The organism is Nocardioides candidus, from assembly GCF_041321175.1.
Classification (GTDB): Bacteria; Actinomycetota; Actinomycetes; order Propionibacteriales; family Nocardioidaceae; genus Nocardioides.
Map to the genome: position 1 here is coordinate 252,543 of NZ_JBGGWC010000001.1, position 15,806 is coordinate 268,348.

Sequence of the window (15,806 nt, forward strand, 5' to 3'; positions counted from 1 at the left end):
GCCCATCACATCCGGAAGATGCCGTAGGAGGGGTCCGCGACCGGCGCGTCGGCCGTCACCGCGAGCGCCATGCCGAGGACCCGGCGGGTGTCGGCCGGGTCGATCACGCCGTCGTCCCACAGCCGCGCAGTGGCGTAGTAGGGCGAGCCCTGGGTCTCGTACTGCTCCCGGATCGGCTCCTTGAAGGCCTCGTCGTCCTCGCGGCCCGCCACCGTGGCGAGCACGTTGGCCGCTTGGTCGCCGCCCATCACCGAGATGCGGGCGTTGGGCCACATCCAGAGGAAGCGGGGGTCGTACGCGCGGCCGCACATGCCGTAGTTGCCCGCACCGAAGCTCCCGCCGATCACCACCGTGAGCTTAGGGACGACGGAGCAGGCGACGGCGGTGACCAGCTTGGCGCCGTCGCGGGCGATGCCACGGTTCTCGTAGTCCTTGCCGACCATGAAACCGGTGATGTTCTGCAGGAAGAGCAGCGGGATCCCGCGCTGGTTGCACAGCTCGACGAAGTGCGCGCCCTTGAGCGCCGACTCGCTGAAGAGGATGCCGTTGTTGGCCACGATGCCGACGGGATGGCCGTGGATCCTGGCGAACCCGCAGACGAGCGTGTCGCCGTAGAGCTGCTTGAACTCCTGCAGCCGCGAGCCGTCGACCAGGCGGCGGATGACCTCCCGGACGTCGTACGGCGTCCGGGTGCTCGCCGGGACCACGGAGTAGAGGGACTCGGGGGGCTCGTGGGGCTCCTCGACCTCGGCCGGGGCCGTCGCCTGCGGGCTCGGCAGCGTGCCGACGATCCCTCGAAGGATCTGGAGCGCGTGCGCGTCGTCCTCGGCCAGGTGGTCGACCACCCCGGAGGTGCGGGCGTGCACGTCGCCGCCGCCGAGCTCCTCCGCCGTCACGACCTCGCCGGTCGCGGCCTTCACCAGGGGCGGGCCGCCGAGGAAGATCGTGCCCTGGTTGCGGACGATGACGGTCTCGTCGGACATCGCCGGCACGTAGGCGCCGCCCGCCGTGCACGACCCCATGACCGCCGAGAGCTGGGGAATGCGTCGGGCGCTCATGTTCGCCTGGTTGAAGAAGATCCGGCCGAAGTGCTCCCTGTCGGGGAAGACGTCGTCCTGCATGGGGAGGAAGGCGCCGCCGGAGTCGACGAGGTAGACGCAGGGGAGGTGGTTCTCGGCAGCGATCGTCTGCGCACGGAGGTGCTTCTTGACGGTGATCGGGTAGTAGGTGCCGCCCTTCACGGTCGCGTCGTTGGCCACGACCATGCACGTGCGGCCCTCGATGCGGCCGATGCCGGCGACGACGCCCGCTGCGGGGACGGCGTAGTCGTCGCCGTCCTTGCCGTACATGCCGAAGGCGGCGAGCGGCGCGACCTCCAGGAACGGGCTGCCCGGGTCGAGCAGCCTGTCGATCCGGTCGCGCGGGAGCAGCTTGCCGCGGTCGGTGTGCTTCTTGCGGGCGGCCTCGCTGCCGCCCTCACGCACCCGGGCCAACCGCTCGCGCAGCTGTGCGGTGAGCTCCTCGAGACTCGTCATGCCCCCAGGTTAACGATCATTAACCTGACCGGTCAACGGGTGGGCACGCGCCGCCCGGGTACTGCGCTCCCGAAGAAACCCCACGAACAGAGGAGCGAACCACCATGTCGACCGTCGGCACTCTCAGCAAGCTCGCCACCGGAGTCATCGGGAAGACGGCGCACGCGGTGACCCACCCCGTCGCCACCGTGACGTCCGCGGCCGGCCAGGTGCACAGGGTCGCGAGCAGCCTCACCGGTTCCGGCGCTGCGCCGGCGGCCGAGGAGGAGCGGGTCGACGACCGCCCGGAAGACGCCCGTTCGGGCGAGGCGCCCCCTGAAATCATCACGCCCGACCCCCACGCCGCCGCCGAGGCGGCGGTGGCGGCCGAGCTCGCGCGCGACGTCGAGCCCGAGCCGGGCCTGCCCGAGGCCACCGAGCCGAAGGCGGCGTCCCGCGAGGCCGCCCACGGTGGACGCGCCGACGAGCCGACCGACGACTGGCACGACGAGCTCGACGACGGCAAGGAGGTCGAGACCGCGGCCGGCACGACAGGGGTCTCGCCGGAGATCAACCCCGCGACCGGCCTTCCGCACCACGCGCCGGGTGAATGAGCATTAACCTGGGCGGGTGACGACGACAGCGGAACCCACCCGGCGTGAGCAGATCCTCGCGGCCGCGGCCGAGCTGTTCGCCGCACGAGGCTTCCACGGCGTCTCGGTGTCCGAGCTCGGCGCGGCCTGCGGGATCTCCGGACCCGCGCTCTACAAGCACTTCTCGAGCAAGCAGGCGATGCTCGCCGAGATGCTGGTGTCGATCAGCGAGGAGCTGCTCGCCGTCGGTCGCGAGCGGGTCACGTCGGCGCCGGACCCTGCTGCCGCCGTACGCGCGCTCGTGGACTGGCACGTCGACTTCGCGCTCGGCCACCGGCCGCTCATCATCGTGCAGGACCGCGACTGGGAGTCGCTGCCCGAGGAGGCGCGCGCACAGGTCCGCCGGCTCCAGCGGCAGTACGTCGACCTGCTCGCCACCCAGCTCAGGCTGCTGCGCCCCGGGCTCGGCCATGGTGCTGCCCACGCCTCCGCCCAGGCCGCCTTCGGCCTCCTCAACTCCACCCCACGCGCCGGCCACGCCATCTCCGACGACGACCTCCGCACGCTGCTCGCCGAGATGGCTGTCGCCGCGCTGGGGGCCTGAGGCTGCGACAGTTTCACCGTCCGGCCGGTGAATCTGTTGCTGGGACGCTGCAATTGCGTCGTCCCAGCGACAGATTCACCGCCCGGACGGTGAAACTGTCGCTGGGACGGTGAAACTGTCGCTGGGACGGTGAAACTGTCGCTAGGACGGTGAATCTGTCGGGGGCTGGAAGGCACCACCCCGACCGGCACCGTCGCGGAAACGGGCGGCACCGGCCATGGCCTCGAGCAGGGAGCGGCCGCCGTGGACCCACTCGACGTCGAGCGCGCGGTCGAGGGGCAGGCCGTGCTGCTCGTACGACGACAGGCGGTCCTGCTGCAGGCAGAGCTGCGGGAACGCGGCGATCTGCTCGGCCAGGGCGACCGCCTCGTCGAGGGCGGCGCCGGGTGCGCTGACCCTGTTGGCGAGCCCCATCCGCAGTGCCTCGTCGGCGCCGACCGCGCGGCCGGTGAGGATCAGGTCGAGCGCGTGGGAGTGGCCGATCAGGCGCGGTAGGCGGATGGTGCCGCCGTCGATCAGCGGCACGCCCCAGCGCCGGCAGAACACGCCGAACACGGCGTCGGGATCGGCGACCCGCAGGTCGCACCACAGAGCCAGCTCGAGCCCGCCGGCGACGGCATGACCGGACACCGCGGCGATGACCGGCTTCGAGAGCAGCAGCCGTGACGGGCCCATCGGGCCCGGACCGTCCGTCCCCGGCGGGTCCGCCCTCATGGTCCCGGACGAGACCGCCTTCAGGTCCGCGCCGGCGCAGAAGGTCCCACCCGCACCGGTGAGCACCGCGACCGACGACGACGGATCCGCGTCGAAGGCGAGGAAGGCGTCGTAGAGGGCCTGCGCGTGCTCGGTGTCCACCGCGTTGCGGACCTCGGGCCGCGCGATGGTGACGACCGTGACCGGCCCGTGGCGCGAGACCTCGATGCTCATCCGGGGAAGCCCGTGCGGGTGCGCTCGAGGATCGGCGCCAGGTCGAGCCCCGTCGGCAGCGTGCCGAACGCACCGCCCCAGTCCCGCCCGAGCCGAGAGGCGCAGAAGGCGTCGGCGACCGCGGCAGGCGCGTGCCGGAGCAGCTGGGAGCCCTGGAACACCAGCGCCATCAGCTCCACGATCCGGCGCGCCCGCAGCTGGATGTCGTCGAAGGAGGTGAGCTCCTTCTTGAGCCGGTCGACCGCGTCGTCGTAGTGCGCGTCGGCGCCCAGCGCCAGCTCGGCCTCGCCGAAGAACGCGTCGAGGGACTGCGGCTCCCGCGCGATCGCGCGCAGCGCGTCGAGCGCGGCGACGTTGCCCGAGCCCTCCCAGATCGACAGGAGCGGCAGCTCGCGGTAGATCCGCGCGAGGTCGAAGTCCTCGATGTAGCCGTTCCCACCGAGGCACTCGAGCGCCTCACCGGCAGCGATCGGCGCACGCTTGCAGACGTAGTACTTCGTCACGGCGAGCGCGATCCGGCGCAGCGCGGCCTCGCCCTCGTCGCCACGGATGGCGCGGTCGTTGGCCCCGGCCAGCCGCAGCATCGCGGTCGTCGCGGCCTCGGACTCCACCTGCAGGTCGGCCAGCACGTTGCGCATGGCGGGCTGGTCGATGAGCAGCTCGCCGAAGGCCGACCGGTGCCGCGCGTGGTGCGCGGCCATCGCGAGCGCGGTCCGCATCCCGGCCGACGAGCCGATCACGCAGTCGAGCCGGGTCATGTTGACCATCTCGACGATGGTCCGCACGCCGCGGCCCTCCTCGCCGACGAGCCAGCCGACGGCGGCGTCGTACTCGATCTCCGACGACGCGTTGGACCGGTTGCCGAGCTTGTCCTTCAACCGCACGAAGCGCATCGCGTTGGCCGCACCGCCGGGCAGCACCCGCGGCACGAGGAAGCACGTCACGCCGGCGTCGGTCTGGGCGAGCGTCAGGAACATGTCCGACATCGGCGCGGAGGTGAACCACTTGTGGCCGCGCAGCACGTAGCTGCCGTCGTCCTGACGCACCGCGGCCGTCGTGTTGGCCCGTACGTCGGAGCCGCCCTGCTTCTCCGTCATCGACATGCCGGCGATGAGGCCCCGCTTGGTCGCGGGGTCGCGCAGGCCGGGGTCGTACTCGCGGTTGGTCAGCAGCGGCTCGAACCGCGCCGCCAGCTCGGGGTTCGCTCGCAGCGCCGGTACGACGGCGTAGGTCATCGAGATCGGGCAGCCGTGCCCTGCGTCCACCGACCAGACCATGAACTTCGCGGCCCGCGCGACGTGCGCGCCCGGCCGGTCGTCGGCCCACGGGGCGCCGTGCAGGCCGTGCGAGACGGCGGTCGTCATCAGCTGGTGGTACGCCGGCACGTAGTCGACCTCGTCGACGCGGTGCCCGTAGCGGTCATGGGTGAGCAGCCGCGGCGGCACCCGCTCGGCCAGCCGGCCCCACGACTGCGCCTCCTCGGTGCCGGCGAGCGTGCCGAGCTCGTCGATCTCCGGCAGCGCCCAGCCGGCGCCCTCGCGCTCGACCCCCTCGCGCAGCGCCGGGTCGGCGGCGGTGCTGTGCCCCACCAGCGGCGGGACCTGGTTGAAGACCTCGTGCGTGCTCGTCATCTGCTCATCCCTTGTTGGTGGAGGGTCCGAAGTCGTCGTACGGCGCCCCGTCGCGCTCCTGCACGGCCTGCTTGAAGCCGGCCTCCATGGCACGCGCGGCGAAGGAGTAGCCCTCGCGGGTGTGGCGGGAGATCCCGTCGAAGACGGTCGACACCATCTGGCTGTTCTGCACGCCCTGGGCGAAGAGCGCGGAGTTGAGGGCGAGCTTGACCATCATCAGCTGGTTGATCGGCATCGCCGCGATCCGCTGGACGAGGTTCTCGGTGCGCTCGTCGAGGTCCTCGGGCTCGGGCGCCTCGATGGCGAGCCCCCACTCGAGCGCCTCGCGACCCGACAGGCAGTCGCCGGTCAGCAGCAGCCGTTTCGCACGCTGGTCGCCGAGGCGGTGCGCCCACATGCCGGCGCTCGGCACGCCCCACACCCGGGTGGGCGGGTAGCCGATCTTGGCGTCGGCGGCGATGAGGATCTGGTCGCAGTGCAGCGCGATGTCGGTGCCACCGGCGACGCAGAAACCGTGGATCTTGGCCACGGTCGGCTTGTTCGCGTGCAGCAGCGACGCGTAGCCCTTCGTGAAGCGGCTCATCATCGCGTAGTCGACCATCGGGTCCCACGTCTTCGAGGGGTCGTGGTTGGGGATGGCCTGCTCGGCGAAGGCGCCGAGGTCGTAGCCACCGCAGAACCCCTTGCCCCGGCCGCTCACGACGATCACGTGCACCCGCGGGTCGAGGTCGGCGCGCTCGACGGCGTGCGCGAGGTCGAGCGGGGTGTCCGGGGTGATGGCGTTGCCGTGCTCGGCCCGGTCGAAGGTGATCCGCGCGACCCGGCCGTCCACCTCGTAGGTCAGCGTGCGGTAGTCACGGGTCTCGTCGGCCTGCGGCAGCCCGGCGTACGGCGAGTCGGGGCCCTCGTGCGCGTCGCGCCGCCACGGCGCTGCGTCGGTCATGTCCACGACGTTACAGTTTCGGCTACAGTTGTGTCCATGCCTGTAGCGCAACTCAAACCGCTGCCGGCCCGGTCCGTGGTGCTGTCACTCCTGCTCGGCTCCCATCCCGACCGGATGTCGCCGGCCCAGGTGACCCGCGCCGGGGAGCACTTCGGCATCCCCGCCTCAACGTTGCGCGTCGCGCTCACCCGGGCGGTCGCGGCCGGCGACCTCGTCCGCGAGCACGGCGACTACGTGCTCGGCGAGCGGCTCGTCGCCCGTCAGCGCCGGCAGGACGAGGCGGTCGAGGACGCCGGTACCGCCTGGGACGGCGACTGGGAGATGGCCGTGGTGGTGGTCACCGGCCGTTCGGGCGCCGAGCGCGCCACCCTCCGCGAGAAGCTGACGACCGCGCGGCTCGCCGAGCTCCGCGAGGGAGTGTGGACCCGGCCCGCGAACCTGGGCCGCGGCCCGGCGTACGCCGGCGACCCCGTCCTCGCCACCTTCCGCGCCCGCCCCGACGACGACCCCGGGCGGCTGGCCCGGGAGCTGTGGGACCTCCGCGGCTGGGCGAAGGACGGCCGCGACCTCCTCGACCAGCTCGCACGCACCTCCAAGCCGGCGCCGCGCCTCGCGGTGGCCGCCCACGTCGTGCGCCACCTCACCGACGACCCGCTCCTCCCCCCGGAGCTGCTCCCCCGGGACTGGCCCGGAGCCGCCCTGCGCGAGGCGTACGCCGCCTACCAGGCCGAGCTGCGCGCGCTGACGATCACCGGCCCCGCCTCAGCTCGTTGATCCACGCGCGCGCGGCGGGCGTGACCGACCTCGGCCTGAGCCGGTCGAGCCGCCCTACTGCTCGATCTCGGTCCTCCAGAGCTCGATGCCGTACTGGCTCGAGGTCGCGGCGTAGTACAGCGACAGCTGGAAGTCGGTCAGCTCCGTCGGACTGGTGACCAGGTTGGGGTTGACCGGGAGGGTCCCGGGACCGGTCCCGTCGGACTTCCACAGCTGGTCGCCTGCGGGCGTCGTCGCCCGGAAGAACATCAGCCCGCCGGACGCCGTCAGGTCGACGGGGCTGCTGCTGCCCGAGGCGTTGATGTTCTTCACCCGCACCGTCCCGGCAGCGGTGCCGTCGGTCCTCCACAGCTCGGTGTCCCCGCCCTGGGTAGCGCCGAAGTACACGGTGCCGCCCAGGGCGGCGAACCCGGTCGGGGAGCTGCTGGCGGCCGGATCGATGTCGCGCACCCGGTGCGTGCCGGCGGCGGTGCCGTCGGAGACGTAGAGCTCCCGGTCGCCGCCGGTGTCCCGCGCGCTGAAGTAGAGCTTGCTGCCCACGGCGGTCAGCTCGGTCGGCGCGCTGGCGACGGAGGCGCCGAGGGCGATGTCGCGGACCATGTGGGTCCCGGCAGCGGTGCCGTCGGAGACCCAGAGCTCCTCGCCGTGCGTGGGGTCCTGGGCGGCGAAGTAGAGCTTGCCGCCGACCGCCGTGAGGTGCTGGGGGAAGCGCGCGACGTTCTGGACCCGCACGGTCCCCGCCGTGGTCCCGTCGGTCTTCCACAACCGGGAGCCGGTCGTGTCGAAGGCGCGGAAGTAGGCGGTGCTGCCGATCACCGTCAGCTCGCTGGGCGAGCTGTTGACGTTGGGGTTGATGTCCTTGACCCGCACGGTGCCGGGTCCGGTGCCGTCGGAACGCCACAGCTCCTGGTCGGCGCCGACGACCGCGGAGAACAGCAGCGTCCCACCGAGGTCCACCAGATCGGTGGGCGCGGAGTCCCCCGCCGGGTTGATGTTCCGCACCCGGCGGGTGCCGGCCGGCGTCCCGTCGCTCCTCCACAGCTCGCGGTCCTGACCTGCCGCGAAGAAGATCGACGACCCCACGGGAGTGATGGAGCGCGGACTGCTGCTGTCGCTGCCCGGCTCGATGTTCCGCACCAGGCTGGTGACGCCGGCGGCGGTCGTCTTCCAGAGCTCGGTGCCGAGGACCGGCGTGTTCGCCTGGAAGTACAGCGTCGAACCCGCGACGGTCAGCTCGGCCGGGAAGCTGTTGGCCGCAGCCGGCCTGATGTCCCGCACCAGGCTGGTGTGCGTGTCGCCGGGCGCGGCGTGGGCGACGGGGGCGAGCACGCCGAGGGCCACCGCCACGGCGACGGGCGCGACGAGGCGCAGACGGCGCAGGTCCGTGCTCACGGCTCGACCGTGACCTTGTAGAGCTCGGTCCCGTAGGGGTTGTCGGCCGCGTCGAAGCTGTCGCGGAGGTAGAGATCGCCGTTGAACGCGGTCAGGTCGCCCGGCGAGAGCTCGCTCGACTCGCTGACCTGGCCGACGGCGTGGGTGCCGCCGGTCGTTCCGTCGGTGACCCAGAGCTGGTCCTGGCTCGCGTTGATCTTGGCGCGGTAGAACAGCAGGTCGCCCAACGCGGTGAGCTCCTTCGGGTCGGTGCTGCCGGCGGGGTACGCCGGCGTGACCCGCTTCGTGCCCGCGAAGGTGCCGTCGGTCCGGTACAGCTCGACCCGGAAGTCGTCGCCCTGCGCGGAGAAGTACAGGACGCCGTTCACGTCGGTCAGCTCGGAGGCGAAGCTGTTGCCGGCGGACCGGATGTTGCGCACCCGCCGGGTGCCGGCCGTCGTACCGTCGGACCGGTACACCTCGCGGTCGAAGCTGCTGTCGCCGGCGACGAAGTACAGCATGTTGCCGCCCACCGGAGTGAGGTACTTGGGGTCACTGCCCTGACCCGGTGTCGTGTTGATGTTCCGCACCAGGTGGGTGCCGGCCGCGGTCCCGTCCGAGGTCCACAGCTCGGAGTCGCTGGGGTTGCCGGCCACCAGGGCCGAGAAGTACAGCTTGCCGCCCATCGACGTCATCTCCTGGGTGACCAGGTTCTGGCGCTTGATCGGCACGGTGCCGGCCGCGGTGCCGTCGGACCTCCAGAGGTACCTCCCGGCAGCGGGGCCGGGCGGGTCGAGGAACGCGGTGAAGTAGAGGAGGCCGCCCATCTCGGTCAGGTCCTGGGGACGGGGGTCCTGCAGTCCGTGGAAGGGGTGGACCACGTGGGTGCCGCCTGGGGTGCCGTCGGACTTCCACAGCGAGTGCACGCCGATGGAGTCGGTGAGGACGAAGTACAAGGTGTCGCCGACGGCGGTCATCTCGGAGATGTCGGCGTCGTCGAAGGGGTTGAGCTCCTCGACCATCCGGGTGCCTGCCGCGGTGCCGTCGCTGACGTAGAGCTCGGAGTCCTGGGTCGCGTCGTTGCCCATGAAGAACACCCGCGAGCCGACGGCGATCAGGCGCTTCGGGCTGGCTCCCGCGAAGCCGTCGGTGTCCGGCACCAGGTTGCGCACCATCTTGGTGGTGCCACCGGCGGTCGTCATCCACAGCTCGTTGCCGTACGCCGGGTGAGAAGCGCTGTAGAAGAGCTTGTCGCCGGCCACCGTCAGACCGAACGGGAAGCTTCCGAGGATGCCCGGATAGATGTCCCTCACCACTCCGTAGTGGGTGTCGCCTGGCGCGGCGTTCGCGCTCTGCCCTGGCACGAACGTGGCGGTGAGCGCGAGCGCGCTCAGTGCTGCCAGCAGGGAGAACCATCGATGCCGTGCCGTCATGGCCGACTCCGTCCGGGTCGAGCATCCGACGCTGCGGGAGCTGCGTGCCGGACGCCCGTCGAACCTAGGGCGTCAGGAGCCGCCTGTCCGGCGAACGGTGAAACCCGTTCCAGTCGTAGCCCGGGGCGTGCGATCTCGCCGATCAGGCAGGGGTCTCGAGCGCGTAGAGGTTCTCGAGGTCGACGGGCCTGGTCCACAGGTAGCCCTGGCCGGAGTCACAGCCCAGGTCCCGCATGATCTCGAGCTGGCGATGCTTCTCGATGCCTTCCGCGACCGTGCGGAGGCCGAGCCGGTGGGCGATCTCGATGACGCCGCGGACGATCGAGCGGTCCTCGTGGCTGTCGATCACGTTGCGCACGAAGGACCGGTCGATCTTCAGGATGTCGACGGGGAAGCTGCGCAGGTGGGTGAGCGGCGAGTAGCCGGTGCCGAAGTCGTCGAGCGCGATCTGCACGCCGAGCTCCTTGAGCTCCTCGAGCCGGGCCACGGCGCCCGTCAGGTCGCTGACGGTCGCCGTCTCGGTGATCTCCAGGACGAGGCGGTCCGCCGGGAGACCGGACGACTCCAGCGCGTCGGCCACCACCTCGGCGAGGTGCGGCAGTCGCAGCTGACGGGCGGAGATGTTCACGCTGGTGTAGACGTGCTCGGGCAGCCGCGCCGTCGCCGTGCAGGCGGTGCGCAGGGCCCACTCGCCGATCGGGCCGATCTGGCCGCTCATCTCGGCCTGGTCGATGAAGTCCGCCGGCTTCAGCAGGCCGCGGCCGGGGCGCTTCCACCGGATGAGCGCCTCGACCCCGAGCCGCTCGTTGCTCCGCAGGTCGACGATCGGCTGGTAGTGCAACCAGAACTCGTCCTGCCCGAGCGCGAGGTCGAGGTCCATCCGCACCCGGGAGCGCTGCTCGGCCGCGACGCGCATCTCCGGCCGGAACGACTCGTAGCAGTTGCTGCCGCGTGCCTTGGCGGCGTACATCGCCGCATCCGCCTCGGCCAGGAGCACGTCGGTGTCGTCGTGCCGCGCCTCCGAGACGGCGATGCCGACGCTCGCGTGGATGACCACCTCGACGTCGCCGAGGTCGACGGGCACGCTGATCGCCTCGAGCAGCCGCTCGACGACCACGGTGGCGGTCCGCAGGTCCGTGCGCTCCAGCAGCAGCGCGAACTCGTCGCCCCCGAAGCGGGCGACGGTGTCGCCGGGCCTGACGCTGGCCGTGAGCCGCTCCCCGATGCTGCGCAGCAGCGTGTCGCCCGCACCGTGCCCGTGGGCGTCGTTGACCGCCTTGAAGTCGTCGAGGTCGAGGAAGCAGACGACGAGCTCCTCGCGGTCGCGCCGGCCCAGCGCGCGGTTGGTCCGCTCGAGGAACAGCACCCGGTTCGGGAGCCCGGTCAGCTCGTCGGAGTGTGCCCGGGCGCGGAGCTCGTCCTCGAGGCGGCGGCGATCGGTGACGTCATGAGTGTTGAGCACGAGCGCCTCCACGGCGGGATCGTCCGAGAGATCGGTGACCAGGGTCTCCGCGTAGCGGAAGGACCCGTCGGCCTGCATGAGCCGGCACTCCACGCGGCACTGGTCCTCACGGACCGCCCGTTCGAGAGCGTCGTCGAAGAGGGCGCGGTCGCCGGGGTGGACCCACTCCCGGATCGGCCGTCCCACGAGCCCGACGGCCGGCAGCGCGAAGACGCGCGAGGCGGCCGAGCTCTGGTAGGTCACCACGCCTGCGCGATCGACCAGGGTGAGCACGTCGCTGCTGTTCTGACCGATGGCGCGGAACCTCGCCTCGGTGCCGGCCAGGTGCTCGAAGGCGGCGCCCGCGAGGGTCGCGACGAAGCTCGCGAGCTGGACCTCCTCCTCGCCGAACAGCTCACCGAGCTGGCTGTGCGTGACGTAGAAGCACCACAGCGCCTTGCCGTCGACCGTGATCGGCGCGACCAGGACCGAGCGGATCTCCGAGAGGAGCAGGCTCTCCGAGCCGTCCGCCGAGACGTCTCCGGCGACCACGGGCACGCCGGCCTCGATCGCTCGGGTGAGCAGGGTGTGGCTGATCGCGTCCGCCCGCTCGCCCGAGACCGTGACGAGGTTCTGGTTGCGCACGTCCTCGACGCTGATGATGTGGCAGCGCTCGCCTCGCAGCAGGGTGAGGGCGGCGTCGCGGATCACCGCCTCGAGCGCGGTGGTCGTCGGCGCGGCGGCGATCTCGCGACCCACGCTGAGCAGCGTGGTGAAGCGATCGAAGAGCGACATCGTCGGATCGCGCTCGGGATCGGCGACCGCTCCCTCCAACGACCGCTCGAGCTCGAGCACGACGTCGGTGGCGTCGGTGAGCAGGTCGGCCGAGCCGCCGCGCGCCACCAGCACCCGCGCACGGGCCTGGCGGCTCAGGGCCGCCTCGTAGCGCGCGCCCTGCTCGTCCGCGATCGCGGCACTGCGCTCCAGCAGGCGGACCGCCTTGTCGGGCCGGCCGCGCAGGCCGGCGAGGAGTCCGGCCTCCCGCAGCGCGTGCGGCAGGTTGTTGCGATAGCTCGCCGCCCAGAACCGCGCGCGGCGCACCTGGACCCGCAGGTCGCGCAGCTGCCGGGCCCGGCCGGCGGCGTCGTAGGCCGACACCTCCTCCAGGGCGAGCCTCGCGATGGTCGCCCGCCACGGCGCGATCGGGGCGGCGTACTCCTGGCGCAGGCCGCCCTCGCGCACCAGCTCGGCCGCCCTGTCCGCCTGCTCGGTCGCGCCTGCCAGGTCGCCTGCGCGCAACGCGCACAGCGCGGCCGCGAACCGCAGCTCGGCAGCCGTGCTCACGTCGGAGCCGTTGCGCGCCAGCTCGGCGTCGATCAGGGTCGGGTCGACACGACCGCCGCTCGCGCGGGTCCAGACCGACAGCGCCACGCCGGCCGAGGTCTCGTCGCCGATCGCCATCGCCGAGGCGTACGTCGCCCGCGCGACCTCGACCGCCTCGGCGAGGTCGCCCTTGCGGTGCAGGCACATCGCGAGGTTCCAGCTCGCGGTGTTGACCTCCCACTGGTCACCGGTCGACTCCAGCAGCCGGATGGCCTCGCGGCACGCGTCGACACCCTCGTCGTAACGCGACGCGGCGTAGAGCGTCACGCCGGCGAACCCGAGGCTCTGGCCCTGGCCCCACGGGTCGTTGCGGGCCCGCCGGATCTCCAGCGAGCGCTGGGCGTAGCGCAGCGACCGCTCGTACCACGGCAGCATCGTCATCACGGGCGCGTGCTCGGAGCAGGCCTGGCCGAGCTCGGCGCTCGGCGGGTAGCGCTCGGCCAGGTTCAGCCCGCGGAAGTGCGCCCAGGCGCACTGGAACTTCCCGCTCGAGAACCAGTGCACGTAGGCGAGCCGGCTGAAGAGCCGCATCGCGAGGAAGTCCCGGTCCCGGCCGTCGGGGGAGCGACGGCCGGTGGTCCACCGCGGCAGCAGGCTGTGCAGCGCCTGCACGAGCACCTCACACAGCAGGCACGCGACGACCACCGGCGTACGACGGGGCACCCGCCGGCCGAGCAGCGCCATCGCTCCCTCGAGGTGTTCGCGTGCGGTGCCGAGGTCGCCCTGCTTGAACGCGAGGCCACCGAGCTTCTCGTCCAAGGACGCCTTCTCCAGCGGATCGGAGACCAGCGACTTCGCGGTCACGAGCGCCGACTTCGCGTCGGCGTACGCCCCGCGCAGGGTGAGCACGTCGCCCATCCCGGTCGCGATCCGCGCGCGCGTCGCGCGGTCATCGTCGGTGACGCCGCGCTCGGCCATGCGGTAGTGGGCGAGCGCGGAGTCGAGGCCGTACTGCGCGCGGGCCAGCTCGGCCGCGCGGAGGGCGTGGGGCAGCGCGTCGGCGTGACGGCGGGCGGCATCGAGGTGGTAGGCGACGTCGAAGACGGCCGTGTCGTCGACGGACGCGGCGCCACCCTCGAGCAGCGCGTCGGCGATCCGGCTGTGCAGCGACTCCCTCGTCCCCACGTCGAGCCGGTCGAGCAGCGCCTCCCGGATCCGGTCGTGGAAGAACGTGCACCTGCCCGAGCGGTTGTCGACCCACAACAGCCGCCGGCGCAGCGACTGCTCGAGGATCGAGGCCGCCGACTCGGCCTGACCGGCGAGCCCGACGGCCTGCACGATGTCGAACTCCTTGCCGAGGACCGCGCCGACCGACAGGGCGCGGACCACACCCTCCGGGAGGAGGTCGAGGCGGCGCACGAGCACGGCGGCCGACCGGCGCTCGGTCTGCACCTCGGCGAGGGCGGCGTCGTCGACGACCCACCCGTCCGGGCCGGCGGTCAGCGCGCCGCCCTCCACCAGGCCACGAAGGACCGCCGCCCCCATGAAGGGGCTGCCGTCGGCCAGGCGCGCCACGGTCGCCACGGCCTTCTCGGGCAGCGGACCCGCCATCGACTCCGTCAGCAAGGTCATGGCCTGGTCGCTGAGCCGGCCGAGGTGGAGCGACTTGGCCACCGCGATGGTCCGCAGCGGCGCGTCGTCGGCGACCTCCTCGGAGCGGAACGCCGCGACGACACCGAGGTACGGCGGCAGCTCCCCCTCCGTGGCGAAGGTCGCCGCGAGCAGCCGGATCGTCAGCGCGTCGGCCCACTGGCAGTCGTCGAGCACCAGCAGCACCGGGCTCTCCGGGGTCGCCAGCACCATCAACAGCTGACGGAGCGCGGCGAGGCTGCGCTCCTCACCGAACGCGTCCGGCCCGAAGGCCTCCAGCCCCGCGACGTCGTCGGGCAGGCCCAGCAGCGGGCGGAGCGCCGGCAGCACCTGGCCGGTGACCTGGGCGCTGTCGCCCAGCCGCTCACCCAGCTCCGCGCGGACCGCCTGGGCGTCCTCGCTGTCCGCGATCTCCCGCGCCACGCCCTGGATGAGCGCGAACGGCAGCTGGACACCGTCGCGGACGCCCTGGCCGTGGAGCACGGTGATCCCGTGCCCGACGGCGTGGGACCCGAGCTCGGCGAGCAGCCGGCTCTTGCCGCCCCCCGACTCGGCGTCGAGCAGCACCAGGCCGCTGCCGCCGCCGTCGATCTCGGTCAGCAGGCTGCGCAGGCTCGCGAGCTCGGCGTCGCGGCCCACGAACGCGGGGTCGGTGAGGTGTTGCCGGTGGTCGACCCGGCCGATGGTCAGGCGCGGGTCCGGGTCGCCGTCGTCCATCGCGGTCCGCAGGGCCTCGAGGTCGTAGGCGAGAGCGGCCGCCGACTGGTAGCGGTCGACGGGGTCCTTGCGGAGCAGTCGCTGCAGCACCGCGTCGAGCGCCCGCGGCACGTCGGACCGCAGGTCGCACACGGACGGGGCCTGCACCGAGAGGTGCTGACGGAGCAGGTCGCTGACCCCGGGGCCGGGGAAGGGGGGCGCCCCGGCCAGGCACTCGAAGAGGACGATGCCGACCGCGTACAGGTCGGAGCGCTCGTCGGGCGTCGCCGACAGCAGGCCCGCAGCCTCGGGCGCGAGGTAGCGGATGGTGCCGACCAGGTCGTCGCGCACCGACTCGTCGAGGTGCGCACTGCGCGCGAAGCCGAAGTCGATCAGGGTGACGGCACCGGCAGGATCGTCACCCTCGGCGATCACGTTGGCCGGCTTCACGTCGCGGTGCACGATCCCGGCCTCGTGGGCGACGCTGAGGGCGCGGGCGATCTCGATGCCCACGCGCAGGGCGTTGCCGACCGACAGCGGACCTGCCTGCAGCAGCACCTCGAGGGTCTGCCCCGGCACGAGCGGCTGCACGAGGAAGAGGCGACCGTCGTACTCCCCCGAGGCGTAGAGCTCGACCAGCCCCCGGCCGCTCAGGCGACGCAGCACGGCGGTCTCGTGCTCGAAGCGCAGCCGCGCGGCGGCGTGCACCGCTCGCGCGTCGATCGCCTTGACGACGACCTCCGCTCCCGTCTCGCGGTCCTCGGCGACGTAGGTGTCCACACCGTTCCCGCGCTTCAGCACGCGGCCGAGGGCGAAGCGTCCCGCGAACAGCTCGCGGGTGCTCCGCGCACTCACGGCCCCCGAGGACACGGCTCCCCCCGCATCCATTCCTCCAGGCTAGGTCGC

At 72.4% G+C, this 15,806-nt stretch carries 10 protein-coding genes; 3 read left to right on the forward strand and 7 right to left on the reverse strand.

Annotation, left to right across the window (positions count from 1 at the left end):
* Positions 1-5 precede the first annotated feature (5 nt).
* On the reverse strand, positions 6-1,535 hold the full coding sequence (locus tag ACAX67_RS01265; protein ID WP_370702000.1) for a carboxyl transferase domain-containing protein: 1,530 nt from the start codon (positions 1,533-1,535) through the stop codon (positions 6-8).
* Between the two features lie 104 nt (positions 1,536-1,639).
* Here ACAX67_RS01265 and ACAX67_RS01270 point away from each other — a divergent pair, with 104 nt between their 5' ends.
* Together ACAX67_RS01270 and ACAX67_RS01275 are read left to right on the forward strand one after the other, a co-directional pair.
* The gene (locus tag ACAX67_RS01270; RefSeq protein WP_370702001.1) at positions 1,640-2,128 is read left to right on the forward strand and encodes a hypothetical protein; all 489 of its coding nucleotides are present in this window, start codon (positions 1,640-1,642) and stop codon (positions 2,126-2,128) included.
* Between the two features lie 16 nt (positions 2,129-2,144).
* Entirely contained in the window at positions 2,145-2,711 is a 567-nt protein-coding gene (locus ACAX67_RS01275; protein ID WP_370702002.1) for a TetR/AcrR family transcriptional regulator, read from the forward strand.
* A gap of 141 nt (positions 2,712-2,852) precedes the next feature.
* Here ACAX67_RS01275 and ACAX67_RS01280 read toward each other — a convergent pair whose 3' ends face one another.
* The 3 genes from ACAX67_RS01280 to ACAX67_RS01290 are packed head-to-tail and all read right to left on the reverse strand — an operon-like array spanning position 2,853 to position 6,212.
* On the reverse strand, positions 2,853-3,638 hold the full coding sequence (locus ACAX67_RS01280) for a crotonase/enoyl-CoA hydratase family protein (RefSeq protein WP_370702003.1): 786 nt from the start codon (positions 3,636-3,638) through the stop codon (positions 2,853-2,855).
* Positions 3,635-5,269, reverse strand: coding sequence for an acyl-CoA dehydrogenase family protein (locus tag ACAX67_RS01285; protein WP_370702004.1), 1,635 nt, complete (start codon positions 5,267-5,269; stop codon positions 3,635-3,637). The genes ACAX67_RS01280 and ACAX67_RS01285 overlap by 4 nt, the downstream gene beginning before the upstream one ends.
* Positions 5,270-5,273: 4 nt before the next feature.
* The gene (locus ACAX67_RS01290; protein WP_370702005.1) at positions 5,274-6,212 is read right to left on the reverse strand and encodes a crotonase/enoyl-CoA hydratase family protein; all 939 of its coding nucleotides are present in this window, start codon (positions 6,210-6,212) and stop codon (positions 5,274-5,276) included.
* A gap of 36 nt (positions 6,213-6,248) precedes the next feature.
* Between ACAX67_RS01290 and ACAX67_RS01295 the strand changes: the two genes are divergently transcribed.
* Positions 6,249-6,986: a PaaX family transcriptional regulator C-terminal domain-containing protein gene (locus tag ACAX67_RS01295; RefSeq protein WP_370702006.1), complete on the forward strand. Its 738-nt coding sequence runs from the start codon at positions 6,249-6,251 to the stop codon at positions 6,984-6,986.
* A gap of 54 nt (positions 6,987-7,040) precedes the next feature.
* On the opposite strand, the gene ACAX67_RS01300 is transcribed toward ACAX67_RS01295, so the two are convergent.
* From ACAX67_RS01300 to ACAX67_RS01310, 3 genes are all read right to left on the reverse strand, one after another.
* Positions 7,041-8,378 (reverse strand): ELWxxDGT repeat protein, encoded by a 1,338-nt coding sequence (locus ACAX67_RS01300; protein WP_370702007.1) that lies wholly within the window; start codon positions 8,376-8,378, stop codon positions 7,041-7,043.
* On the reverse strand, positions 8,375-9,790 hold the full coding sequence (locus tag ACAX67_RS01305; RefSeq protein ID WP_370702008.1) for a hypothetical protein: 1,416 nt from the start codon (positions 9,788-9,790) through the stop codon (positions 8,375-8,377). Before ACAX67_RS01305 ends, ACAX67_RS01300 begins: the two co-directional genes overlap by 4 nt.
* A gap of 142 nt (positions 9,791-9,932) precedes the next feature.
* Positions 9,933-15,788, reverse strand: coding sequence for an EAL domain-containing protein (locus tag ACAX67_RS01310; protein ID WP_370702009.1), 5,856 nt, complete (start codon positions 15,786-15,788; stop codon positions 9,933-9,935).
* Positions 15,789-15,806: the final 18 nt, after the last annotated feature.

Bases quoted from the DNA above. Each gene is read 5' to 3' on its own strand.
- ACAX67_RS01305 (WP_370702008.1), bottom strand. From the start codon at position 9,790: ATGACGGCACGGCATCGATGGTTCTCCCTGCTGGCAGCACTGAGCGCG.
- ACAX67_RS01290 (WP_370702005.1), bottom strand. From the start codon at position 6,212: ATGACCGACGCAGCGCCGTGGCGGCGCGACGCGCACGAGGGCCCCGAC.
- ACAX67_RS01280 (WP_370702003.1), bottom strand. From the start codon at position 3,638: ATGAGCATCGAGGTCTCGCGCCACGGGCCGGTCACGGTCGTCACCATC.
- ACAX67_RS01295 (WP_370702006.1), top strand. From the start codon at position 6,249: ATGCCTGTAGCGCAACTCAAACCGCTGCCGGCCCGGTCCGTGGTGCTG.
- ACAX67_RS01285 (WP_370702004.1), bottom strand. From the start codon at position 5,269: ATGACGAGCACGCACGAGGTCTTCAACCAGGTCCCGCCGCTGGTGGGG.
- ACAX67_RS01270 (WP_370702001.1), top strand. From the start codon at position 1,640: ATGTCGACCGTCGGCACTCTCAGCAAGCTCGCCACCGGAGTCATCGGG.
- ACAX67_RS01265 (WP_370702000.1), bottom strand. From the start codon at position 1,535: ATGACGAGTCTCGAGGAGCTCACCGCACAGCTGCGCGAGCGGTTGGCC.
- ACAX67_RS01310 (WP_370702009.1), bottom strand. From the start codon at position 15,788: ATGGATGCGGGGGGAGCCGTGTCCTCGGGGGCCGTGAGTGCGCGGAGC.